This is a genomic window from Bradyrhizobium sp. JYMT SZCCT0180 (assembly GCF_018130165.1).
Classification (GTDB): Bacteria; Pseudomonadota; Alphaproteobacteria; order Rhizobiales; family Xanthobacteraceae; genus Bradyrhizobium.
This window is the reverse complement of the sequence record NZ_JAFCLZ010000031.1, coordinates 60,456-84,073: the sequence shown is the minus strand read 5'-3', so window position 1 is coordinate 84,073 and position 23,618 is coordinate 60,456. Positions and strand designations below refer to the sequence as shown.

Annotated in this window: 17 protein-coding genes and 2 pseudogenes; 10 read left to right on the top strand and 9 right to left on the bottom strand. The window is 58.3% G+C overall.

Features of this window, described 5'->3' with window-relative positions:
• The coding region (locus JQ641_RS33970; protein ID WP_212000790.1) for a DUF4347 domain-containing protein at positions 1 to 1,232 on the bottom strand (1,232 nt) is incomplete at its 3' end.
• Positions 1,233 to 1,322: 90 nt separating this feature from the next.
• Positions 1,323 to 1,724 carry a hypothetical protein gene (locus tag JQ641_RS33965; protein ID WP_212000786.1) on the bottom strand — a complete coding sequence of 134 codons (402 nt, stop codon included), beginning with the start codon at positions 1,722 to 1,724 and terminating at the stop codon, positions 1,323 to 1,325.
• A 781-nt stretch (positions 1,725 to 2,505) separates the two neighbouring features.
• Between JQ641_RS33965 and JQ641_RS33960 the strand changes: the two genes are divergently transcribed.
• From JQ641_RS33960 to JQ641_RS38265, 3 genes are all read left to right on the top strand, one after another.
• Positions 2,506 to 4,710: a peptidase domain-containing ABC transporter gene (locus JQ641_RS33960; protein WP_212000783.1), complete on the top strand. Its 2,205-nt coding sequence runs from the start codon at positions 2,506 to 2,508 to the stop codon at positions 4,708 to 4,710.
• Positions 4,711 to 4,872: 162 nt separating this feature from the next.
• Positions 4,873 to 6,648, top strand: coding sequence for a tetratricopeptide repeat protein (locus tag JQ641_RS33955; RefSeq protein ID WP_212000780.1), 1,776 nt, complete (start codon positions 4,873 to 4,875; stop codon positions 6,646 to 6,648).
• 148 nt (positions 6,649 to 6,796) lie between these two features.
• The gene (locus tag JQ641_RS38265) at positions 6,797 to 8,803 is read left to right on the top strand and encodes an HlyD family type I secretion periplasmic adaptor subunit (RefSeq protein WP_249151052.1); all 2,007 of its coding nucleotides are present in this window, start codon (positions 6,797 to 6,799) and stop codon (positions 8,801 to 8,803) included.
• A 598-nt stretch (positions 8,804 to 9,401) separates the two neighbouring features.
• Here JQ641_RS38265 and JQ641_RS33945 read toward each other — a convergent pair.
• The 3 genes from JQ641_RS33945 to JQ641_RS33935 all read right to left on the bottom strand — a co-directional run bounded on the left by JQ641_RS33945 (position 9,402) and on the right by JQ641_RS33935 (position 11,815).
• The gene (locus tag JQ641_RS33945) at positions 9,402 to 10,130 is read right to left on the bottom strand and encodes a glycosyltransferase family 25 protein (protein WP_212000779.1); all 729 of its coding nucleotides are present in this window, start codon (positions 10,128 to 10,130) and stop codon (positions 9,402 to 9,404) included.
• A 169-nt stretch (positions 10,131 to 10,299) separates the two neighbouring features.
• The gene (locus tag JQ641_RS33940) at positions 10,300 to 11,052 is read right to left on the bottom strand and encodes an FkbM family methyltransferase (protein ID WP_212000778.1); all 753 of its coding nucleotides are present in this window, start codon (positions 11,050 to 11,052) and stop codon (positions 10,300 to 10,302) included.
• A gap of 424 nt (positions 11,053 to 11,476) precedes the next feature.
• Positions 11,477 to 11,815 (bottom strand): DUF1236 domain-containing protein, encoded by a 339-nt coding sequence (locus JQ641_RS33935; RefSeq protein ID WP_212000776.1) that lies wholly within the window; start codon positions 11,813 to 11,815, stop codon positions 11,477 to 11,479.
• A 1,102-nt stretch (positions 11,816 to 12,917) separates the two neighbouring features.
• Between JQ641_RS33935 and JQ641_RS38260 the strand changes: the two are divergent.
• The 3 genes and pseudogenes from JQ641_RS38260 to JQ641_RS33920 all read left to right on the top strand — a co-directional run.
• Positions 12,918 to 13,316: pseudogene (locus JQ641_RS38260) on the top strand (ATP-dependent DNA ligase); the annotation flags it as partial.
• Positions 13,317 to 13,993: 677 nt separating this feature from the next.
• Positions 13,994 to 14,191: a hypothetical protein gene (locus JQ641_RS33925; RefSeq protein WP_212000774.1), complete on the top strand. Its 198-nt coding sequence runs from the start codon at positions 13,994 to 13,996 to the stop codon at positions 14,189 to 14,191.
• Between the two features lie 129 nt (positions 14,192 to 14,320).
• Entirely contained in the window at positions 14,321 to 14,506 is a 186-nt protein-coding gene (locus JQ641_RS33920; RefSeq protein WP_212000773.1) for a hypothetical protein, read from the top strand.
• 74 nt (positions 14,507 to 14,580) lie between these two features.
• On the opposite strand, the gene JQ641_RS33915 is transcribed toward JQ641_RS33920, so the two are convergent.
• The 3 genes from JQ641_RS33915 to JQ641_RS33905 all read right to left on the bottom strand — a co-directional run bounded on the left by JQ641_RS33915 (position 14,581) and on the right by JQ641_RS33905 (position 16,960).
• Positions 14,581 to 14,880, bottom strand: a complete 300-nt coding sequence (locus JQ641_RS33915) for a hypothetical protein (protein WP_212000772.1) — start codon at positions 14,878 to 14,880, stop codon at positions 14,581 to 14,583.
• Positions 14,881 to 15,232: 352 nt separating this feature from the next.
• Positions 15,233 to 15,454: a hypothetical protein gene (locus JQ641_RS33910; RefSeq protein ID WP_212000771.1), complete on the bottom strand. Its 222-nt coding sequence runs from the start codon at positions 15,452 to 15,454 to the stop codon at positions 15,233 to 15,235.
• Positions 15,455 to 16,414: 960 nt separating this feature from the next.
• Positions 16,415 to 16,960, bottom strand: coding sequence for a LabA-like NYN domain-containing protein (locus JQ641_RS33905; protein WP_212000769.1), 546 nt, complete (start codon positions 16,958 to 16,960; stop codon positions 16,415 to 16,417).
• Positions 16,961 to 18,196: 1,236 nt separating this feature from the next.
• Here JQ641_RS33905 and JQ641_RS33900 point away from each other — a divergent pair.
• Positions 18,197 to 19,003 carry a hypothetical protein gene (locus JQ641_RS33900; protein WP_212000768.1) on the top strand — a complete coding sequence of 269 codons (807 nt, stop codon included), beginning with the start codon at positions 18,197 to 18,199 and terminating at the stop codon, positions 19,001 to 19,003.
• Between the two features lie 274 nt (positions 19,004 to 19,277).
• Here the strand turns inward: JQ641_RS33900 and JQ641_RS33895 are convergent, their stop codons facing one another.
• Positions 19,278 to 20,201 carry a LysR family transcriptional regulator gene (locus JQ641_RS33895; protein WP_349628666.1) on the bottom strand — a complete coding sequence of 308 codons (924 nt, stop codon included), beginning with the start codon at positions 20,199 to 20,201 and terminating at the stop codon, positions 19,278 to 19,280.
• A 113-nt stretch (positions 20,202 to 20,314) separates the two neighbouring features.
• Here JQ641_RS33895 and JQ641_RS38930 point away from each other — a divergent pair.
• From JQ641_RS38930 to JQ641_RS33875, 3 genes and pseudogenes are all read left to right on the top strand, one after another.
• A pseudogene (locus JQ641_RS38930) lies at positions 20,315 to 21,378 on the top strand (Bug family tripartite tricarboxylate transporter substrate binding protein).
• Positions 21,375 to 22,280: a class I SAM-dependent methyltransferase gene (locus JQ641_RS33880; RefSeq protein ID WP_212000765.1), complete on the top strand. Its 906-nt coding sequence runs from the start codon at positions 21,375 to 21,377 to the stop codon at positions 22,278 to 22,280. The pseudogene JQ641_RS38930 and the gene JQ641_RS33880 overlap by 4 nt, the downstream one beginning before the upstream one ends.
• A gap of 125 nt (positions 22,281 to 22,405) precedes the next feature.
• The gene (locus tag JQ641_RS33875; protein WP_212000764.1) at positions 22,406 to 23,431 is read left to right on the top strand and encodes an ABC transporter substrate-binding protein; all 1,026 of its coding nucleotides are present in this window, start codon (positions 22,406 to 22,408) and stop codon (positions 23,429 to 23,431) included.
• The last annotated feature ends 187 nt before the right edge of the window (positions 23,432 to 23,618 follow it).

The following is a 23,618-nucleotide window of genomic DNA, read 5'->3' as shown; positions in this document are numbered from 1 at the left end:
GTGGCGCCGGTGGCTCCAGTCAGACCGGTCGCACCCGTGGCTCCAGTCAGACCCGTGGCGCCGGTGGCTCCAGTCAGACCGGTCGCACCCGTGGCTCCAGTCAGACCTGTGGCGCCGGTGGCTCCAGTCAGACCGGTCGCACCCGTGGCTCCAGTCAGACCTGTCGCACCCGTGGCTCCAGTCAGACCGGTCGCACCCGTGGCGCCGGTATCACCCGTGGCTCCAGTCAGACCTGTGGCGCCGGTGGCTCCAGTCAGACCCGTGGCGCCGGTGGCTCCAGTCAGACCTGTGGCGCCGGTCGCACCTGTTGCGCCGGTCGCACCCGCACCGGTGGCACCAGTCGCACCCGTGGGGCCTGTCGGGCCTGTTTGACTCGCGACGTTGATAGTACCAACATCAAATAAATTGCCCCCATCGCCATTACTTGTACCCGCTACGAAATTGAAAGTATTACCGACACCTGGGGATAGTGTACCATATAAGTTGAAGCTGTTGTCGTAAATGGCGTAAGTATGACCAGTGTCGGGGACTGTTACTGTTACTGCAAACTCAGCTACAACACCGTTACCTGATTGCGGAAGTACAAAGCTACCAACTAACACGTCAGGATTGGCCGTTGTATCTATTAGATAATACGTATTAATAGAGGCACTGCCACCTTGATTAGTTAAGTTGCCAGTGAGCGTCAGATCACCCGCGACAAGCACCCCGGTGTAAGTTGCGACGCCATCTGAGGTGAGCGGCGGCAGGGGCGTGGATGCACTCACGCTCGCGGATATTTTCCAGGCGCCGCCCAGGGCCGCTGCGCCAACAAGCGACGTAGACGCGCAGACGTCCGCGCCCACGGCCGTACCCAGCGCCTCTATGAAGGCTTCGCCCGCATCCCCTGATGCCGTCTCGCAGCTCCACAGCCGCAGGTCGCCGTCCCCGGCCAGGGCCCGGCCAATGGCGGCTAGATGGCGCGCGTCCCGCTCAAGCGTCGCAAGTTCACCCTCATCACGCGCCAACGACCATTTGTCTGAGCTGAAGATCACCTGGCCCGGTGCACCGTGCGCAACAACGTGGATCGCGTCGAGTCGCTCAACACCGTTCAGTGCTTCTGCCATCTGCTGAGCCGCAGGCCTCCCGCGATCGAGCACGACAGCCCGCACTTCGGGGCGCAGATTTGACAGCAGTGTTGCCAGATCCGGAACGGCGGGGTCAACGAACAGAAACTCTGATTTGTGGGCCATGGAATTGGTCCTCTTTTGACTTTGACCTTCACGATTCACGGGAGACCGAGTGTGGAGGAGGTCAACAAATAGACGCCCTGTGCAGACAGATTACTCTCCGCTAGGTCCATCTGGCTGTAAGGGATTCAGAGAGCTACGAACGGAAATAAACTGGCAGAGCTTGAACTCTCCGTTCGCACCAAAGGTGCCGATGTCGTAAGCGCTCGCGTAGCGTCCGACCTTCAACCGCATCTCGACCGCGTTAAAATTGTTCGATGCGTCTGGCAGATTGACTTGGGAGACGATCGTCTTCGTAGCCCGATCGACAATGAAGTAAGTGACGGTTTGGGTGGTCTCGCCGCGTGGCAAAGATCCGATCACGACAATTTCGTGCGAGACGCCGGCAGAGAGAAGGCCGCCATATTTGGCAATACCTACGGCCGTTAGCGGCGGCAGAACATGCTGATGCTGATAAGAAATCGCCAACTCGTCGGCTCGATCTGATTTAGACATACGCCCACCTAACGCTACTAACGAGATCGATTTCCGGAGCAAAATACGTTCGTCCGAAGATCGACGCCCGAACCAATCAGCTTTTAGATTCACACGACACGTAAGAGCGCCAACCGCAGCGACCTGACGGAGGAGCATTCCTCCGTCGTTCACATCATCTGCTAAACTCAGCACATAACCCGTTACGCAAATGACTTGTCTCGCCTTATGTGCAAAGTCAATTACATCGACGCCAGCACGACATATGTGCGGGCATGTTCCGCATCAGCCAACGGCAACCTCACTGGCAACTGCCAGACGTGTGGTTGTCTGTAGCGCTTCGGAAACAAAAATTTACTGGCGCCGTACCTCCGCTGTTTCAATTGACGAACCTTGAGCGGTGCAGACCGGTTGAACTGCCTTTGCCTGTTCCATCGCATCAATCGACGAACGCGCCGGCGCCGTCGGTTCCACGACATACCCCTTTCGAGTTACCTCGAAATGTCTTCCTGGCTGGTGCGCCTGCCCGACGCCTCTGAAGGGATTGCGGCTGACTCGAGGTAGGAAACTAACGTGTTCTTCCCCTAGGCATTATTGAAGGAACCGAAGACGAGGTAGGCGCAGACCGAATTTGAATGTAGAGTGGTTACGCTGCTTGCGCGCAGATCAATAAGCAGCGGTTACGCTGCCGTATCGTCCAGACTTGAGAGATGCATCGAGAGTAGGCCTTCGCGTGAACCCTCAGCCTTCTATCCAACATCCGGACGCGCGCCTCGAGGCAAAGGGCACGCCCAGTGGCACAATGCCGGACGGGCAAGTCAGGCAGGACGCAGCCAAGGCGCGTGTGGACGCGCTCGCCGTTGTTGCCCAGCACCACGGCGTCGAACTAGATCGCAAAGCGCTACGCGTTTCCCCCGGCGAGGTACCCTCTCCCGCCGCTCTTGCCACTTGGGCGCGCGAGGGCGGACTATGGGCAAAAGCGACGCGCCTGCGATGGCGCCACCTGATCCGCATGCAGTCGGACGCCCCGGTGGTGCTCTTGTTTTCCGACGGTGGTGCGGGCGTCCTCGTCTCGCGCGACGCCAACGCTGGCACAATACGTGTACGGGACCCGAGCCGTCCCGGCGAAGAACCCGTCGCCGTCGATGAGCTTCGCCTCGCAAACGTCTGGCATGGGGATGTATTGCTCCTGCGGCGTGAGCGAGGTACATCTGCCGATGACGAGCCATTCTCGTTCTCCTGGATGATGAGTCGCGTTCTGGAAGAGCGACGCAATCTGCGCGAGATCGCCGCCGCCTCAATCAGCTTGAGTGTCCTGCAGATCGTGCCGCCTTTCCTTATCCTGGTCGCCATCGATCGGGTGATCACCCATCAGGCCATGGCGACGCTGGGCATGATCTCGCTGATACTGATCCTCGTCACGGCCTACGACACGCTGCTTGGCTATGCGCGTCGCGAGATCATCGAGGTTACCGCGACGCGGATTGACGCGCGGTTGGGGATGCACGTCTTCCGGCGATTGCTCGCACTGCCAATGGACTTCTTCGAGCGCCATCCGACCGGCGAAACGGCCCGCAAAGTCGGCCAAATCTTCAACATCCGCAGCTTCTTCACCGGCAAGCTCGTTAGCACGTTTCTCGACGTATTCACCCTGATCGCATTGCTGCCATTTCTGTTCTGGATGAGTGCGACGCTCGCCTGGTTGGTGCTCGTAGCATCTGCCCTCGTTGCCCTCGTTGTATTCGCATTTTTACCCGCGATAAGGCGGGTTTTTGCGCGCCTCGTGATAGCTGAAAACCGCAAGAATTCGGTGCTCGTCGAGACCGTGTACGGTATGCGGACCGTCAAGTCGCTGGCCATCGAAAAGGTGCGCAACGAGGAGTGGGACGCGCGCGTGGCTGAGGCAGGCCAAGCGCGTCTCGACGCCGGTCGCATCTCGAACGTCGCGCAGACCATCGTCAGCCCAATCGAGGCGTTCATTAATCGCGGCGTTCTGCTCGTTGGCTGCTACATCCTCATTGCTTCGCCTCCCGGGAGCACCGCGATTACGGGCGGTGCTCTCATCGCGTTCTTAATGCTCGGCGCACGAGTAGCAAGCCCGCTGATTGGTCTGGCAAAGCTTATGCAGGACATCGAAGAAGTTCGCCTTTCTGTGAGCGAGGTCGCGGACGTACTCAACCATCCGACAGAAGCCGCGGCGATGCGGACCGGCCTTCGGCCGAAATTTGAAGGTGCGATTGCATTCCAGGACCTCACCTTCACCTATCCGGGATCAACCGTGCCGGCGCTTGACCGCATCTCGTTCGAAATTCCAGCGGGAACCATGCTCGGCCTCGTCGGTCGTAGCGGCTCGGGGAAATCGACGATCGCGCGCCTCCTTCAGGGCATTAACCGCGAGTATAGCGGTTACCTGAAGATCGACGGCTCCGATCTACGGGAGATCAATCTAACGCACCTGCGCAGCAGCTTTGGAGTAGTGATGCAGGACAACTTCCTGTTTCGCGGCACGGTGCGGGATAACATCATTGCCAGCCGACCTGGCTTGACGCTTGAGCATGCTGTGCAGGCGGCCCGTCTTGCGGGTGCCGAGGAGTTTATCGAGCGGCTGCCACGCGGGTACGAGACTTGGCTCGAGGAAACCTCGTCCAACCTGTCGGGGGGGCAGCGCCAGCGTCTTGCCATCGCGCGCGCGCTCGTCTCCGATCCGCGCCTTATGATCTTGGACGAGGCGACCAGCGCACTCGATCCCGAGAGTGAGGCCCTTGTCAACGCGAACCTTTTGCGCATCGCCAAGGGTCGGACGATGATCATCGTCTCGCACCGGTTGTCCTCGCTGGTCGACTGCGACCAGATCCTCATCCTTGACAAGGGTAAGGTCGTCGATATCGGCCCGCACGAGGAAGTGCTTGAGCGCTGCGCCGTTTATCGACAACTGTGGCAGCAGCAACACCGGCATTTGGAGGGCGGGCGCCCACGTCCGCTTAAGTCCGCCACGACACGAGAGTGACGATTATGGTCAGGCGCTCGGTCACCACTCGCGGATTGTTGCCAAATCCAAGGAAGCGCGGGCCCACGCAACCGATACTGGCGGCGCTCTTCGAATTTCAGGCCGAGGTCCACCTGTTTGCGTCGCGAGCTTCTTTGAAGGTTCACCAAGCAAGGCCATAGAATGAGTTTCGTTGATCGTCTGATTGCGCCAGTCTCAATATCGGCCCGCGCCCGGCGTGGGATTGAGCTCCTCGAGTCCGGCCGCGCGGCTGAAGGCTTCCATCAACTCGCCTACGCCGCCCGCGGCGGCTGTATTGAGGCGCAGTATCGAGTCGGGCGATGCTATCTCGAAGGCACCGGCGTGCCACAAGCGACCACAGAGGCGGTACGCTGGCTCCAACGTGCTGCGGAAGCCGGTTCAGCGGACGCCCAGTTTTATCTCGCGCTTCTGTATGTTCAAGGCGTGATCATCCCTGAGCAGTCGAGTGCGGCTCTCTTTACCGTCGACAATGAAGGTGGCGGCCCAGATTTCTTCACGGCACTTAGCTGGGCGCGCCGCGCCGCCGAGGGCAACTCGGCCGAGGGCCAGGCGCTTCTGGGATATATTCTAACTTCCGGCCCCGATACCATGACCGATGAGCTGGAAGCTGAGCGCTGGTACGCGCGTTCGGCGGAAGCCGGCTGTCCTCAAGGGTCTCTTGGCCTTGGGCTCGCCCTGCTTCGCCGGGCACAGGATGAGCGGACACAGAAGGAAGCAGCTGAACAGATCGCGAAAGCGTCAGCGGCCGGCATTCCGACGGCACTCTATCTCATCGCTGTGCTCACGGAATTTGGCATAGGCGTGGGAGGCGAACTCACTCGAGCCGTCGAGCTCTATCGTCTCGCTGCCGACAAAGGCGTGTCCCTAGCGCAAAGGCGTTTGGGCGTGGCCCTCATCAATGGTCACGGTATCGAGCGTAACCTGGTCGAAGGGGAAACCTGGCTGCGCCGGGCCGCACTTGCCGGCGACGCAGAGGCGGCCGCGCGGGTCGGCCTTCTCTACGCGCGCGGAGGCGAATTGCCACCTAACTATCTCGAAGCCGTAGCATGGCTCGAGCGCGCCGCCGAAGGAGGTTACGCGCCAGCTGCGAGGACTTTGGGTCAGCTCTACTCGATCGGCACCGCCGTCGGCCGTGATCTGGACCTCGCAAATTTCTGGCTGGAGCGTGCAGCCGAACTCGGTAACGAGGCGTCGAAAGCCGACTTTGCGAATCTCGTGCTCCGCGGCGGCGGCAAATTCGGCGATCAGGCCAAGACGCGTCATTGGTTTCAAGAGGCCGCCGAGACGGGGGACCTCATAGCCGCCTTCAACTTCGCCGTCTGTTTCGCCGAAGGAATCGGGATCGAGCGCGATGAGACCGCGGCTGCGCGGTGGCTTCGCCGCGCGGCAGTGGGCGTCCCGATTGCCCAGTACTGGTACGGTCGGATCTTGATCGAAGGCCGTGGCGTCCCAGAAAACATAGTCGAAGGGCGAACGTGGCTGAGACGCGCCGCCGACGCCGGGATCGTCGATGCGCAGGTTCTTCTCGGCGAGATGCTTGTAAACGGCCGAGGCGGACCACCCGACCATCGCGCGGCCCGCGCGCTATTCGAAAAGGCTACTAGTCAGGGCCACATTGGGGCGATGTTCGCGCTCGGTGCGCTTTATCATGGGGGTCATGATATCTCGGCAGATCCCAGTCTGGCGCAGCGCTGGTTCCGCGATGCTGCGCAGCGCGGCCATCCACGGGCGCAACTGATGCTCGGCCGATATCTCCTCGGCGGTGCTGCGGGCGGGACTGATCTTGCCGAAGCACGGCAATGGTTCAAGGCGGCTGAGGCCCAGGGGGTGACTGAAGCGGCGCTCGAGTTAACACGTCTTTCCAAAGAACCGGGTGGAGAGGCTCGCAATTTGAAAGGAAGTGCCTCGGCCGCGTAGTCAACAGGAAGGTCTACATGCGGGATCGGAAAATGGATTTTTCTCGCGTGTGGTGGCGCAAGCTAGCACAGCCTGAACCTTTGCGGCGCGAAGGCACTGGCTAACCTAGAAAGCGTTCGGCGAAAGCTTTAATCCAATATGGTATAGAATGACCAACTACTACCCGCTCATTGATAAGGCCGTCACCGCGCTGGCGCTCAATACCGGCGAGGCTCGGCGTGAGCTTTATGAGCACACTCGCTCCGCCTTCATCCGGCATTCGGGCAACCAAAATCCGCCGCTCACGAAAACAGAGCTGATATGTGAGCATCTCGCCCTTGAGGAAGCGATCCAGAGGGTAGAGGCCGCCCGCAGCCGCACTGACCCGCCCAGCGGCGAAGCCTTTTCGGCGGCGGCGGTTGGGCAGATTCCAAACGGCGATCGCTCCCCTGCTCTGCAACCAGTGTCGGCCGCGGTTACTTTACTCAGCCGCGAGCCTGTCCGGCCGCTACAGCGTGAGCAGCCTGTAGTCACGCGCCGCGAGCAAGCAGAAGCATTCCCCCGTTCTACGGTGTTCCCCGCTAACATCGGAACAGCGTCGGCCGCAATCCAGACTGCGGATCCGCCGCGGGCTCCATCGCCTCTGCGCAAGCGCTTCAGTTTGCTTTTCGGTCGCAAGCAGGAAACGCCGTCGGTACCGCCGCCACTTGAGTTCAAATTTTCGAGCACCGCGCGAAAAGTCCTAGCCAAGCCCGCGGCCGGAAGCATTCGTTGGCCCTCTATCCCCACAGTCCCTGCCATAAAGCGATTGTTCAGCGATCGTAATAAAGTCGATGCGCGGCCGTCGTCGCTCCTCGAATTTGAGTCCCCGACGGCAGCTCTTGTTGAAGCACCGATCAAGCCTGCGGCGCGAAGCATGCTCTGGACGGTTGTCTCGGCGATCCTAGCCTCGATGGCGGTGTCTGCGCTGTTTCCTATTGATATGGTCGTGACCGGCTCGGGACGTATCGTGTCGCTTCAGGCGACCAATGTCGTGCAGCCGCTTGAGACGGCTATTGTGCGCGCGATCAACGTGCGCGAGGGCCAAACCGTGCGCGCCGGAGAGCTGCTGGCACGCCTCGACCCGACCTTCTCCACGGCCGACGTAAGCGCGTTGCAGACACAGGTGAAAAGCTTTCAGGCAGAGGTCGACCGGCTCACCGCGGAAGCTTCCGGGACGCCGTACCAGCCGACGAGCGCGGATACCTCCACGGTCCTGCAAGTTGCGATGTATGGCCAGCGCCAGGCGCAGTATCGGTTTCAGATTGAGAGCTACAACCAGAAACTCAGCGGCCTTCAAGCGCAGATAACCCGCGCTGAGCACGACGTCGCGGCATTTGGCCAACGCCACCGGATCGCGAGCGTGCTCGAGTCAAAGCGGCGGGAACTTGAGCGGCTGCAGGTCGGCAGCCAAGTGAACCGCTTAATCGCGGAAGACCAAGCCATCGAGATGCAACGCAACTTGACGGACGCGACGGGCGCAGCCGAGCGCGCCCGCCGCGACCTCGACCAGTTGGTGGCGGAGCGTGACGGCTACGAACAGCAGTGGAAGGCGAAGATAAGCGAGGAACTTACGTTGCGCAGACGCAGCCTTAGCGATGCAACTGAAAGCCTGCGCAAGGCGACCCTTCGACGCGAGCTCGTTGACTTACGCGCCGACCAGGACGCAGTGGTCCTCAGTGTGGCTAAGGTCTCGGTCGGCTCGGTGATGCAATCCGGCGAGCAGCTGATCACGCTCGTGCCAACCGATGCGCCGCTCGAGGTGGAAATGCGTATCGCCACCGCCGACGCCGGCTACGTCCACGCCGGACAGAAGGTCGCAATCAAATTCGACACTTTCCCGTTCGTCCAATACGGCATGGCCGAGGGCACAGTCCGCTTTATCAGCCCCGATAGCTTCGGCGGCGGGCAAGATACGCAGCGTGGAACCGTCGTCACCCAAGGCGATAGCTCTGCGGTCTTCTACAAAGCCCGCGCGGCCATTGATGAGCTCAAGATGCATGGCGTGCCTGGCGGCTTCCAGCTCAAGCCCGGCATGACCGTTACTGCCGACGTCAAGGCGGGCAAGCGGACCTTGCTGACCTATTTGTTCGCCCGGGTACTGCCAGTTGGCCTCGAGGGAATGCGCGAACCTTGATTTTGAATGGTTCACCAAGCAAGGCCGGAGATGGTCCTGGCGCAGCGCTTTTCTCGCGAGGCCAGGGCAGTGCGGCTCTCGCCCATATCCCAGGCGGCGCAGCTCATTCCCTTTGAGGGGTGGGTTGCCCTCATTCATGGGGTTCGGTTCGATCGCAACACTTGCGTCGTGTTCGCCGTCCATTCTATTTCAAGGAGTTGAGTTCGCAACCGGACGGGGCTGCCACCCGGACGAGCGCCGCCTGCTCGGGTCGCCGATAGCGAGTCCTAGATTGCCCTCATCGACGCAGCCGAGATCCGCGCCGCTCTCTCCGATGTCGCAGTGCAACAAATTGGCGCCGGATCTGCTGTGAATTTCGTTTCACCCGCCGGTGCGCGGAGAGAAAACCAAGCGTCCCTTGCCTCGGAGACCGAATTTGCCGCAGCGAAGCACTCCCTCGATCGGCCCGTAAATGAACCGCACCGACATTTTCCAAGACGCGTTTCATCTAAACCCGGACGGTGCCGAGGCCGCGGCCCGTTCACTTGTTGCAGTTGGTTTGCACATCTCTACTTGCGACGGGTTCGGCCGAGCCAGAACTCGAATTTGCCGCTATCGACTACGGATCCAATCGCGTATTTGAAGTCTCATGCCAGTTCTCGGATACCGCAAGCGGAGGCATGCAAACATAGGCTTTCAGGCGCGGATATGCCCTGTTCATGATTGCGTCTATCGTCTTGTTTTCGATTACAACTCCAAACCCGTCGAATTCAATAAGCGTATCCCGCAATGGAAGGCATATCTCCATCATCGATTTCGCACCTGTCGGCGAAATCGTGTATGCCATCAGCCCAAAGCTATGACGCAGCCGAAGTGGATTGTAACTGAACTCCCTGCTTCGAAAGACCTCAATGTTCTTGCGGAGCTCTGTCTGATCGAATTGAAGTTTGCAGGTCGAAACCCCTTCCGGAATCTCCAGCCACAAGAACGCGTCGAAATTCCACCCCCAAAGGATGATGTCCCAATCAGCATCTAGCTTACAGAGAACTTCCGCTGAAGCAGATGAAAAATTCGGTGCAAAGATCGCGTCATCTTCCGCGATGGTGACTGATTCGCCCGACTCAACCGCCTTGCACCACAATTCGACGTGCGAATAGGCGTTGCCTAGAGCCGCATTGTTGTAGGACAGGGGCTTTGAAATGTAGCCCGTTTTTTCCAGCAGATCACGATCGAGTTTCCGTCCTTCGATGGCAGGAGGCCGGACTATGGCGGGAAGATGCGCGTTGCCCGCCAGGAATCGCTTCAGTCGCTCGTGGTCCCGTTCGAGATTGATGACATGTATTTGCATGCGCGCCCACAACGTGTTGATACCTTGACGGCTGACGTTACCTATAACGAGAGCATGGTTGCAGAGCAATCACAGCGCGAGGATTGCTATGCGTTATGTCATTCTTGGAGCCAAAAAAACTGTGAAACCTGATGCTGTCCAGCCGCCGATAACACGCGGCTAACCTCATTCACGGCCCAAGTATCGAACGCTTTACGTACCAATCGTCAAATTTCGACAGGGGCTCGAATAATCGCACAAACCCTCTGTCAATAAGTAGCTCGAAAACTGCTTGCCGGTTGGCCTCAACGTAGTTGTGTTCCACTGTCATGATTTTAATGTCATATTCAGCGAAGTTGAAAGCTTCCAGGATCGCGGCCTCTGATCCTTCAGTGTCAATAGATACATAATCGATCTCCCGCGGAACCTTGTGTGCTTTTAGGAGCTCATTGAGCGAGATCGTCTCCACAGAATAGACTGTACCCTTGGACCGATTGTTCTTTTGGTAGTCCAATTCTGCCAATTGTCTGATCGTAGACACTTCCGCCCATTCTGTTTCCAGAAATTCGAGTTGCTCGCCCGTCTGCGTCCACACGCAGCGGGTGTCGATCAATGCCTTGCGATTCGCCCTTAGCGCTGAGTGCCAACACTTAGCTGGCTCGGCTAATAGCCCTTTCCAGCTGAAAAGCTCTTCAAGCATTAGTGTGTTGCTTAGGTCTCGACCGTTTGTCGCTCCAAATTCAACGAAAAAACCCTCCCGCTTTCCTCTCAATAGGAAGATTACCAGCAGGTCTTGAAAAAGCTGCGCGTGGGAGTTGATAAAGTTTTCGGCGCAAAACCGCGCAAATAGGGCACTAAAGTCATTGGCTCGGTTCAAATCGCGCAACATGTCGCGCAGGTTTATTATTTGATCGAAGCTTGCGACGGCTCGATGCGGGTTCATTCGTTAGTTTCTTCCGTTGATGCCTTCGGAGTTGTGCACTACGGCTTGAAGTCGGGAAATCTGGTCATCTGCGCGCTCTCCAAAAACTTGAAATGCCCGATGGTCGTTTCCCAGCTGCCTTAGGGACCGCGGGTCATTGAACTCCAATGACGCTTCCACTACAAGAAAAACCCGCCGACGTGAACCGGCGGGCGTTGGCTCAGCGACCTTCCGCTGTTCGATCTCGGCGTAATAGTGCTCTTTTAGATTCTGCGCCATCGCGACGCGAGCAAGCAGAGCATCCCCTCGTTTTACCTGCCTTGCTGACCTATGGGTGCCAGTTGGCCTTGAGGGAATGCGCGAACCTTGATTTTGAATGGTACACCAATTAAAGCCAAACATGGTCTTGGCGCAGCATGGATGGCTGCATCATTTGAGCACATCGTTAGTCGATTTCGCGGACGACAGTGCGGCTGCCCGGATCAACCAGCATCACGCGATCATTGGAGTAAACGTACCGGCATTTGCTGACGGACGGCCCCAAATCCCCGGGCACCGCTTCCAGCTCCACGCTGGTCGGGATCTTGGCGCCGACGACGAGTCGTTCCTGCGTCGTGATGGGCCGAACCTTCTTCTCGGTTACGTAAGTCTTGATCTTGGCGCGATACTGCGGCTCGATCTGAATAGCTGCGTGGCCGGTGCCGGTGGTGGTCACGGTCGTCTGTGCAATGGCCGCGGTGGCCAAAAGCGACGCGGCAGCCGCAATCGTTGAAAGCTTCTTCATCGTTGAATCTCCTCCAATCCGCTTGAGTGCGGATCCGCCCAACGTTACGCCGAAAAGAACGTCTCACTTTTCCCGACTTCGCCCGAGATTTGAGGTTGGGACAGACGGGCATCCCTTCTAAGCGTGGCCAGCAGCCAAGACTCCTATTTTTCCGCACGATTGGTCGGGAACAAGCGGCAACCGCTCCGAGTTGGAAACACGTTTAATGGGATTTAGACATCGTGCCTTTGCGGCCTCAGCGCGCATTCCCCCTTAGGCGCTGGGGCCGTTTTTTTAAGCCCTCTGCAGAGAATTAGTAACATCGCGACAGCTAACTATGACCAGATACAGACCTTGGACTGTTGAAGATAGCGAGCGGTTGAAGTCGCTGGTTGCTAGTGGTGTTTCCGCCGCGCGCGCGGCATCAATCTTTCGTTGTTCTTTAGCCTCCATTCGCACGCGAGCCCGAAAGCTGGGCGCGCCGTTCCCTTCGGTGAGGGAGGCCCGTAAACGCAACGCGAGCAGATTTGCCGAAGGGGAAGCCGCCTCGCCGACTCACAAGGCGCAAGAAGCGCTCTTATCCAAGACGCCCCGTGGAGGCGGCCAATAGCTAAAAAAACAACGACCCCAGCGCCCATCCTCGCGTCCGCGGGCTTCTCTCGGGCTAGTGCCGATAATACCGATACGGCCATTCCCTTACGAATGTCGAGCCGAAGCGGTATGGCAGCGGATCATAACCGATGCGATAGTGTCGATAGCGAACACCCCGAGTAGAGAGGCGCGAGGTGGTGCACACGCACCGCTGACGCGAGCTGAAATCGGAGACCGAACTTTCATGCGGCTTCAGCGCACCGGCGGACGCTTGATCCGAAAGGATGCAGAGCACACCCAAGAGGAATCGACAGCAAACGAACCATGGCACAATACTTTCCAAGACGTCGAGCATAACGGCGTAAAGAAAAGCAAGTTCCCGGTCCCGGTTAAGGCCGTCTTTCAGCCGAGGACACCGCCGCCCGACCGGCCGGCATATTTGCCGGCCCCTGGGGCACAACGGGAGCGAATCACGGCAGCCTCGCTTGAATCCCGATTCTGTTGCGTGGAGTTGCTTGGATGCGCACGTCCCGCCGGATCCGCGATCATCGACGGCGAGATTGTGGGTGCCGACCGCCGCGGCACCCCGGATTTTTCCGTTCGGCAGAACGAACTGAAGGGTGAATCGGCCGGCATCGTCTTGATTGCCTTCGACCGACCTGCTCTATCTCAACGGTTGCGATCTGCGAAAGCTGCCGCTGATGGAACGCAAGGCTCATCTCAAGAAGCTGATCGCCGCGACCTACATCCTGTTGAGCGAAAGCTTCGAGACCGACGGCGGCGAGATCTAAAAGCACGCATGGAAGGTCGGCCTGGAAGGCGTGTGTCTCAAAGGTGCGCGACAGCGTCTATGCGTCCGGCCGCGGTAACACTGGGTTACGGATCTGAGCTCAGCGCGAGACATTGACGATCGCCCGGCTTCGCGCTCGACGCTACGGCAAGATCGGTAGCCCGTGTACGCAGGAACGTTTTGCTGCTGTCACGGTTTATCGAGTGGAATGATCGCGTCGCAACAGGAGTTCACGCTCCGAGCGAGCGTCAAGGTCCCATCCTGATTGGGAGGATGCAATGCTCGAGCCCCCGCCGTCCCGCTTCCTGGTCAGACGGGATTGTACCGAAGCAAACTAGCTGAAGCGGCCTGCCCGATTTGAGGATTTTGGTTGGGGTTATCGCTCTCCGCTGCGGAGACTCTTAGGGACACGCTAAGCGCCGCCAAAAGCGCATGACAAACAACGCCTGAGCGCCGACCGAAACAACAGAAGAAGGAGTCGGCTATACGCGGTCGCCCCGTTGCTCGCGGTGCAATCCGCAACCTCAACCTACTGGTATGCGGGATGGGGACGAGCACTAAGACCGTTGAGTCACGATGTCGAAATCCCATTAAGACCGGGACTAACTCGGAAAAATTGCCACTTGTTCCCAGTACAAATACCAACTTTCCCGAAATCTCCTTTCCGGCAGTAAACTCCGCTGATAGGTTTTCGGCCGGCGCTCACCAAAACGCCGCCGGGAGCGCTTTGGAATGCCCCCGTCCGCGCCTAGCCCCCCAGACGGGGGATTTCGCGTTATCTGAAGGCCCTGGAGTTTCGATTCGGAATTACTGCCCCAATGCCATTTTCAGTCTCTGCCTACGTTGACGATCATCTCGTTTCCGTGACTACCGAAACTGCGAAAGATGCATTTGCCAAAGCAGTCGAATGGCATGTCGTGAGCAAGCTCGCCGCCGTTTCTATTAGCGACGGCATCAATCGCTATTCGATTGACGAGTTTTCATCGATCCTCGCGAACGCCAGCGACCGCCCATAGTCTTAGTCTGACCGAATTCGCGCGACCTAGCCTGTGCCGTAGGGAACAGCGGTACGAGGATTTATCCATCAATGTCGCAGAAGCCGAGGGCAATGATGCATCGGGAGAAAAAGGAACTAGGAGCGCGACATGAAATCGGATTATCAGATTGAAGCAACCGAAATGACGGGCGAGCAGCTTGACGCTGTAAGGGGCGGCGCAGGTGTCATTACTGGTTTCGGGGTCCGGACGTATCAACGAATAGCGTTACAGCAACAGCTTACCGCAGCGTATGCCCGCAACAATCCAACCGACTACTACGGCTATTTTGGCTGACAGTTTGAGTTTTAAGAGGAGGCCGCCCCGCTGGCGGCCTCTTTCGATGATCTGGACGCAGCTTTCGCGCGCCTTTAGAGCGTTCGCCAAATCTCATCATGGAGCGTGTTGGGCACAAAGAGGTCCGCCGCCTTCTTGATCAGCTCCAGGTATTTTTGATCCGCAAGAAGCTTGAGCCCCATAGCCTCGTACTGGGCCAAGTTCTCGTAGTTCGCAATCCAAGCCATGCGAGCAGCATTACCTCCAATCGGAACGGCTATTTTCAGATCGATGCCCGTAGTTGTCTTTACTTGGATGCTGATCTCTTTTGCGAATGCCATTGCTGCCGACAACATTCCGGGCGCGACGCTAACACTCCTCTGAACCAAAATCATCGAAACCTCCTTTAGGATCAACTTTGGAAGGGTGAAAAGCACGAATGCATTGCAGTGCATGCTGATCCCAGAAAACTCCGCAACCCTTGACCTAGATCAAGCAAGCCGGCCCGTTGCCGCTTTCCGAATTTCGCTCGCCTCCAGACGTACTTGCGCTACGAAAAAAGCCTTTGATCGGCGCTCTCGCAGAGCGCCGGGTTTGATAGATTACGCCTCCATCAAACCCGAAACCCTGTCCGAGGAGGCGACTGCCACGGACAGGGTTTTCCCTCTCGGCGGGACTCGCTTCAAGATGAGTGAACTCGGAGACATTCGATTGCGATTCGATACGTTCTCTTGATGGACGAATCGGCTAAGATGGGCAATTCTCAAGAGCCCGGCGACTCCAGGATCGACGCACGAAATTCTCGCGTTTGTCCTGATTGCGGCTCTTGAGCGAGACCTTCAGTTTATGAGCCTTGAAAACAATACCGCCCACCGTTCGGTTCATAATTTCCGCAATCTTCGGAATAGGGTGTCGCAGCGCCAGTTTTCTAAGATGCCGAATATCTTCGTCAGTCCAACGTTTACCCATCGACTTACTCCGCCTCGAATACGAAACTCTGAACTCGGGAAAAAATGGAAAGTTCCTCGTCCATTTGGAACGGCTCCGGACGTGTCGAATGTAAGCCCGATGGCGGCACCCCCTCGGGGAGGCTTTCGCGCCTACGTGTTGCGGTTAGCCTGTGGGGCGGGGACATCGTGGCCAAGATAACAATTGAAAGGCCTCTACTGCATCGGCCTCTGGAATTCGAACCGCGCAACGAATGTGCTAAGTTCTTGGATCGAGAGGACGTTCTCTGGAGCGGACGAAGGCAAAGATCCATAACCAATTAGCTTTTGCCTATTCAGGCTTACCACCCGGGTGGACAACATCACTGAGTAACTCCGCAGAGAAAGTGGGGGCCTAGGCTGGGGCGCCATTGCAATCGCCCGCCGCCCAGACACTCACCATCTGATGCGGCCATCCCGCCGAGTTCAGACGTATGATCCGTCCTAACTAGCACAGCACCCAAGGCCAGTCTGCCACTTATTCCCGAAATTCTTGCACGTAGTTGAACCTTGGCATATCTCGCCCAGACAGATAGCTACCGGGGGATTGCCTACGCGGGGCTATCGCAGCGCCACCAAGCATTATTCAACTTGGGGGGCGCTGTTTGCATTTCTCGAAGGGGAGCCGGAATTCTCAGTCACCGCCGTTGTGGCCGTCTTTGCCGGAACATTCATAGCGCTCGCATCGAGCGAATTCGGCTCCGAAATAGTCCTTGCCGTTGTCAGCCTCGTATAAGTGACCCGCTGGTAAGTGCCCCGGCGGCTCTGGTGCGCGCTCACGACGTGGATCAGATGCAACCGCCGCCCACGCCCTTCAGCATGCCGCAGGCATACCTCCCGATCGCGATGCCGCCGATGCTGGTGTGATCGAGAGCACCGAATAGCCCCGCCGGACTTTCAGCCGGGCCGAAGGCGTAAATCCTCGCATGGGAATGTTATTTCCCTACGAAAACTCATCCCGCGGGTTGCGCCTCTCATCCTTTGTCCGCCCTATCGCAGCTTTGAGGTCATCCAACTCGATGAACGTATCCGCCTGCCGACGCAATTCGTCACCGACCATCGGAGGTTTCGTCCGCATGCTGGATACGACTGTGACGCGAGGACCGACGCGCTGGATTGCTTCCACAAGGCGACGAAAATCGCCGTCCCCGGAAAACAACAATATGTGGTCTACATGCTTCGCAATCTCGACCGCATCGACTGCGAGTTCGACTCCAATATTGCGCTTGTATTTCCGCCGGCCCTGAACATCATCAAACTCTTTGACCGGTGTCGTACGCACTGCGAAACCGTTATAATCGAGCCAATCGATGAGTGGCCGGGCCGTTTCAAATTCTTCAGCGATGATCGTATAGTAATAAGCACGCACAAGCACGCCGCGCGTCCTGAACTCGGCGAGAAGCCTTTTGAAATCAATGCTGAAGTCCAAGGCTTTCGCCGTGTAGTGGAGGTTCAGGCCGTCGACAAAGAGCGCCAGTTTTTCGGACATCGCCCCAAGCTCCCTTGATGCCGATAGGACTGCGGCGCATTACTAAGATTGCCGACACGGTGGCGAGCTTTGCTGCTGCAGCGTCGGCGCTTATGTCGCTTTGAGTGCATTTGTGGAAATCGTCCCAGTTTTATCACTGGGCCAGCGAGCCGCTGAGTGCAATTCATATCCGGGCTGCTGCGGTCAGCCCGATGGAGTACCTCCAGTGGGCACAATGAAATACTGCGGAGCGAAATCCAAAATGGTCCAAACCTATATAACTGAGTGTTACCCAACTTTGCGAGCTATGCTCGGTGTTTGATGTGTAAGAGCCGAGCATACCGAACAACCGCAGGCGGCCTTGCGTAGTGCGCTCGCCGGCGATTTCCATTTATTCCTCACAATTGAGTCTATCCCGCCCTTTAACCGCCAGAATCCATACTGAGGCTACCCGCTGATACCGGTCTAGGGCAGCGGATGATCAGGACGATCTGGCTTGCGATTGTATGTCTAGCGCTGCTCAGCGCCTTGACGGTCGGCAAGGCGGTTTGGACGCCTGCTGGCCTCGCGGCCGCTCAGGTATCACCAGACGCATCGACGGTCGGCGTTGCTGACGCTGAACACGCGCTTAGCAAGGCGGATCGACTTGAGATCAACTCCGTGCGTGGGGAAACCCCGCCTCAAGCTGTCTTGCAATCAATCGAGCCAATCGCCCCTGTTATAGTTCCGCCCAGCCCGCCGGTGGAAGCTAAAATAATAAGCCGACACTGGCGCGACCCTCATGCCTTTTCGCCTTCGTTCAAAGATTCGCGACGGAGCGAACTCGGAAAGACGAAAAAGAACGCTGACCGTAAACGAAATCAAGCTATCGATCGATCCAGACCACCTGATCCGGTGAAGCCATGCAGCCGGCCTGGTCCTTATGGTGATCTGTTAAGAGCTATGAATTTGTCGCCCGCTTGCGCATCGTAGGTTTCAATCTGCCAATCGCCAATCGGCTTTTCTGACGAATTATTGAGGTTGGTGCGCGCGTTACGGACTCCAGAAGGCCACCATCTGAGCTGGTTGGCTAATCGATTGCTTTTGAGCTGGTCTGGAGACGTTACCTAGGCCCGCCCCCGGCTGGTCTGCTGATGTCTGTCACCACACGAGCATTCTCTCCATCATACGGCCATTCTTTGAACAAGACTGAGCTCATTGTCGGCGGCTAGTCGACCTCAACCTTGGGATGACGTTGGGCCGAAAAGGGAAGCGCCAATGAACTCCGCACCCACATCGAGGGCAAATGCCTCCCCCGATGCCCCGGTCCCGCGCACCGATGAACGACTCGCACACGCTTACGGACAGATCACACGCGCGGGTGAAGAGCTTGCGCGTGTGAGTGAACAGGTTGCAAAAATGGAGCACGATGCCGAGCGCCCACCTTCGGCTGGACCTTCTCCAGCCGGACCTCGCCCGCACTCACCGCTTGGAAAGCCGGCGCGCCGGGCGCTCGTCGGCTTGGTGCTGGCGGCGTGCGTCGTTGTCGCTGCCCTGGTTTTGCAGTCCTCTTATGGAGCGGGGGCCAAGCTGGTTGTCGCCCGTTGGGCTCCCCAGCTCGTTTCAACATTGCCGTCGGAGAATCCGCCGGTACTCGCCCCGCAGGCGCCATCTACCGTTCAATTGGCCGCGGCGGAGGCGACACCACCGCAAGCATCGCCCTTGCCCCAAGCCGCACCGCAAGACGCCGCGCCGACAACCACTGCAGCGCTTCCTGATCAGACAGAGTTGCTGCAAACGATGGCGCGCCAACTCGCGACTCTCGAGCGAAACATCGAACAGCTCAAGGCGAACCAGCAACAAATAGTACGCGACAGTTCAAAGGCCATTGAGGAACTCAAGGCGAACCAGGAAGAGATGAAACGCGCACTAGCGAGGGTTGCCGAACAGAACCCGCCCAAGGCGTCACCGCCTCCCGCGCAGCCGACTCCGACCTTGCGCAAGCCCGAGCGCACGTTTCAGTCACCGCACGTAAGGGCGCGGCCTCGCCCCCCAAGAGAGTGGATCTACGACGAGGACTGGTAATCCCCGATGCAACGCCATCAAAGTCTTATGCTGAAACAGCGTTTTGATCCGATACAGCGCGCTATGCGTCGCGCGATGTCCTCGTCTTTTGTAGCCACCGATCCAATCAAGTTTGACGTACGGCTCTGACATCTGCATTTGGCCAAATGACCGCTTCGCGCTAATACAGACGCTCGGTCCAAGTAGGATTTTGACCCCAAGCAGACATCGAGCCGCGATAGTTGTCAGCTGGTCAACCACCGTTCGCGCGCACTCCAGTGTTCAAACAGGGCCATTAGCGGCCTGGCTTTTGTCGCGCAGTGCCTGCCCTAAATTCGGACGGTCGCGTGATCGGGAAGACCTCGGTAACATGCTCGGCGAGCATCTGGCAAAAGGCCGTGGCGTAGCCCGGCAGCGGTCGCCGCTTGTCCCAAAAGATTGCAAGCGGCTGCCGTAGCGGTTTGCCTTGGTGAGTGACGCCGATAATTCGCAACTTGTATCGATGCGTTCGCAGGGCCGACGGAATGATTGCCACGCCGTGGCCGGCTTCAGCCATCGCGAGCAGAGTGTGGGGCGCCCGGCTTTCAAACTTGATGTTCGGCTCCAACCCCGCAAGGCGACAGGCAGCGTCGAAGGTCCGCCGGAACACGAACCCGGTATCTTCCAGAAGCAAGGGATAGGATGCGAGACGCCTGATATCGATTGTCCCGCCCTGGCCGATCGTCAGCGGTGGATGGCAGGCGGCGAGCAATTCGACCGGCTCCAGCGGGTCGCTCGCGAAGCGCCGGTCGCCCGGCTGCACCGCATGAGCCATGTGCTGACCAAGGTGAACTTCGCCACGTTCAAGCATTGCCAGCGTGGCGGACCCAATCGCCTCGATCAATTTTACCTGCACATCGGGGTAGCGTTTAGCGTACCGGTGCAGGAATTCCGAAAAAATGCTTTCGATCATTTGCGGCGAGCCCGCCACCCTAAGGATGCCGGTGTTGCCACTCCGAAGCAGATCCGCCCGCTCGTCGACAGCGCTGGCGTAGTTCAAAAGACCGCGGCAGTCACTGAGCAATTGCTCGCCCTCGCCAGTCAACAACAGGCGGCGTCCCACGCGATCGAAGAGTTTGAAACCAAGCTCCTGCTCGAGCTCGCCGATTTGCCGGGAGAGTGCAGGCTGGGCCACGCGCAGGCGCAGGGCCGCCTTGGAGACAGTCCCGAGTTCGGCCACTGTCACAAAGGCAGGCGCAGGGCCGCCTTGGAGACAGTCCCGAGTTCGGCCACTGTCACAAAGGTGCGCGCGCGACGGAGGTCCATGACCTTGCTTATGCCGAACCGGCATGAATGAACAGATCTTTTATGTATTGGACGCGTGGCACCATCTGCCGCACAGGTGTCCTGGTGAGAAGCCACGCGGCGCCGGCTCGTCGAAAAAGCGGGGAAGCCATGAAGCATAGCTGGATGATCTTGCTGTCTGTCCTTGGCCTCGCAAGCTTAGATGCGCACGCTCAGACCTGGCCGACAAAACCACTGAAGGCGATCGTCCCAGTCGCGGCGGGCAGCCTTGTCGACATTGTCCCGCGCATCGTATTCGAGCAGCTGGCGGTGCAGCTTGGTCAAAGCATTACTGTGGAGAATCGTCCCGGCGCAGGCGCGACGATCGGTAGCGGCCTCGTCGCCAAGGCGAACCCCGACGGCTACACGATCCTCGTCAACTCATCCGCGCATGCGATTGCACCTTCGCTATTTGCCAACCTGAGCTATGACCCGGCGCGAGATTTTGCGGCGGTCGCCCCCTGGGCAGCACGCCGTTCGTCCTGGTAGTTCCGCCGGGCAGAGGCTTCAAAACAGCCGGCGATTTTGTCACTGCGGCCCATGCGAAGCCGGGCGCGTCCAACTTCGCCTCGCTCGGCGTGGGTACTGCTTCGCATCTGAGCGCAGAACGATTCCGGCTTAGTGCCGGCGTGCAGGCCGTGCATATTCCCTTCAAAGGTGGTCCGGAAGCGATGACCGAGGTGATCACGGGACGAGTCGATTTTTACCTTGTGGCGATCGGGGCGGCTCTACCCCACATCCGGGACGGCAAGCTCTCTGCGCTTGCGGTGAACAGTTCCAAGCGCTCCGCCGCGCTACCTGAAGTGCCGACCACCGAGGAAGCCGGTTTTAAGAGTGCCGAGTATCCGACGTGGTTCGGACTTTTCTTGCCGGCAAAGACGCCGCGTGAGATCGTCGATAAGCTGCACCGTGAGACGCTCAAGGCATTACAGGAGCCGAAGGTTCGGGATAAGCTGGCCGCACTGGGCTTCGACCCGATGGTAATGACGCCGGACGAATTTCATGGGCATGTCCTGAAGGAGATCGCCATCAATGCGGATCTGGTCAAGGCCATCGGATTGAAGCCGGAGTGACCAACGACCTCGACAATTGCGTCAGGGAACATAGTCTACAGCAACAGGACATTCACTGCATGCCAGCGCCAACTTCCCGTGGAGCAGAGTTCTGGAACGGCACCATGGGTCACTCCTGGATTTCGCAGCAGGCCGTGATCAGCGACGTCTTCACGGCGGTCACGGCCCTCAGCCTGGATGCTGCCGCGCCAAAGCCCGGTGAGCATGTGATCGACGTCGGATGTGGCACCGGTGATACGATGTTGGCGTTCGGCAAGATCGTGGGACCATCAGGTGCGGTGCTGGGCGTTGATGTCTCGGCACCAATGCTCGGTTACGCCAGGGACCGGAGCGCCGACGCGGGGCTTGGCAACGTGAGCTTCGCCCTGGCGGATGCGACGACATATGGCTTCGAACTGCGCTGGGCTGATCTAGTGTATTCGCGGTTTGGGGTGATGTTCTTCGATGACGCGGTCAAGGCCTTTGCAAATATCCGCAGCGGCATGAAAGAAAGCGGGCGCCTAGTATTCGTTTGTTTTCGGACCTTGCCAGAGTCCCCGTGGTTTCACGTGCCGATCGAGGCGGCACGGCCGCATGTGCCGCCACCGCTGCCTGCGGATCCGACAGCGCCGGGAATGTTCTCGTTGGCGCAAAAAGATCGCTTGCACGGAATCCTCGCCGAGGCCGGGTTCCGCAAAATTGTGCTTAAGGAAACGGACGTGCCGATCCATGGCAAGGACATCGCGCAAAGCATGGCGTTCATCACGCAGGCGGGCCCGCTGCCTGCACTCCTTGAGAAGGCTTCGGACGAGCAACGAGAGCGCGCTACCGAGGCGGTTCGCAACGCGCTCGCCGCAAAGATCGGCGCGGATGGGAGCAGCTTACATGTGGGTTTGTGGCTCGTATCGGCGTCAGCCTCGTAGACAGTTCGAATGTCGCCTAGTGGCCCTTAGCCTACTTGCCAAAGATATCGAATGACCGTTTCGCGCCAGAAGCGGACATATCCTCCACGTCGGCTTTTGACCCAAAGCGGTCTTCGTTACCTTCCGTGCTCTTCCTGCGGCACGCGGAAATTGCTAAAAAGATCTGCACTTTCTCGGATGAGGCAGCAATGAGAAGGCGGGACTTCCTGAATTTGGCTGGAGGGGCGCTGGTCGGCGGGTCAACGAGCGCACTTGCTCAACAAGTCTATCGGGTGGCCATTCTGACGCCGTCCCAAACTCAATGGCAACCTCGGACGTTTAGAGATGCCCTGCAAGAGTTTGGGTATCGCGAAGGTGTCAATCTGAAAATTGACGTGGTGTCCGGGGAGAACGAACTTGGCCGCTTGCCGAAGTTGGCCGAGGGTGTGGTTGCCACTGGTCCCGATGTCATCGTGGCCGTAAACACGCCCGGTACCCGTGCAGCCATGTCTGCAACCTCTATAATTCCGATCGTTTCCGCTGTTGTGGCAGACCCGATATTTTTGGGCATCGTAACCAATATCGCCAAACCCGGCGGCAATGTCACCGGCGTCGCAAATTTGGGTGCGGACATCACTTCAAAGCGCATCGCGCTCCTTAAGGAAATTGTGCCATCGGCTGAGCGCATCGCGCTCTTTATGCATCCCGATGAGCCAATAACGACGTTACAAATTCAAGACGTCGAAAGGTCGTCAGCCGCACTTGATATTAAATCTAAGGCGTTTCCGATGCGAACCTTAGAGGATTTGCAACAAGGCCTTCAGCAAGCGATCCAATGGAAAGCTCACGCTGTGGTTCGGCTGGCCGGTCAAGGTTTCGCGCTCGGAACAGAGACGGGGCGGTTGGCCACCGAAAACAATTTACCCTCTATGCTTTTGCAGCGTCGGGACGTTGAAGCGGGTGGGTTGATGTCATATTTTGCCGACCATCAAGAGCTTTGGCGTCGTATTGCCGCGCAGGTCAATCGTATTCTGAAGGGGACATCACCTCGCGAGCTTCCATTCGAACTGCCCACCCGATTTGAGTTGACGGTCAATTTGAAGGTCGGCAAAACACTTGGTCTGACAGTTCCGCCCACGCTGCTCGCGCGCGCCGATGAAGTGATCGAATAGGCCGACCCACTTCCGCTATTGGCACCTTTGAGACGTGCCTGCCTATCCTGAGAATGTCCGTTCACCGGGGTAGACCGGAAGTCGCCGTGGTCCGGTCACACCGACGCGAATGACCCATAGCTGACTTTGCCGCGTCGCCTAGCGACCGTCAGCTTTTGACCCAAACGTACCGTTTTGCAGCGCCAAA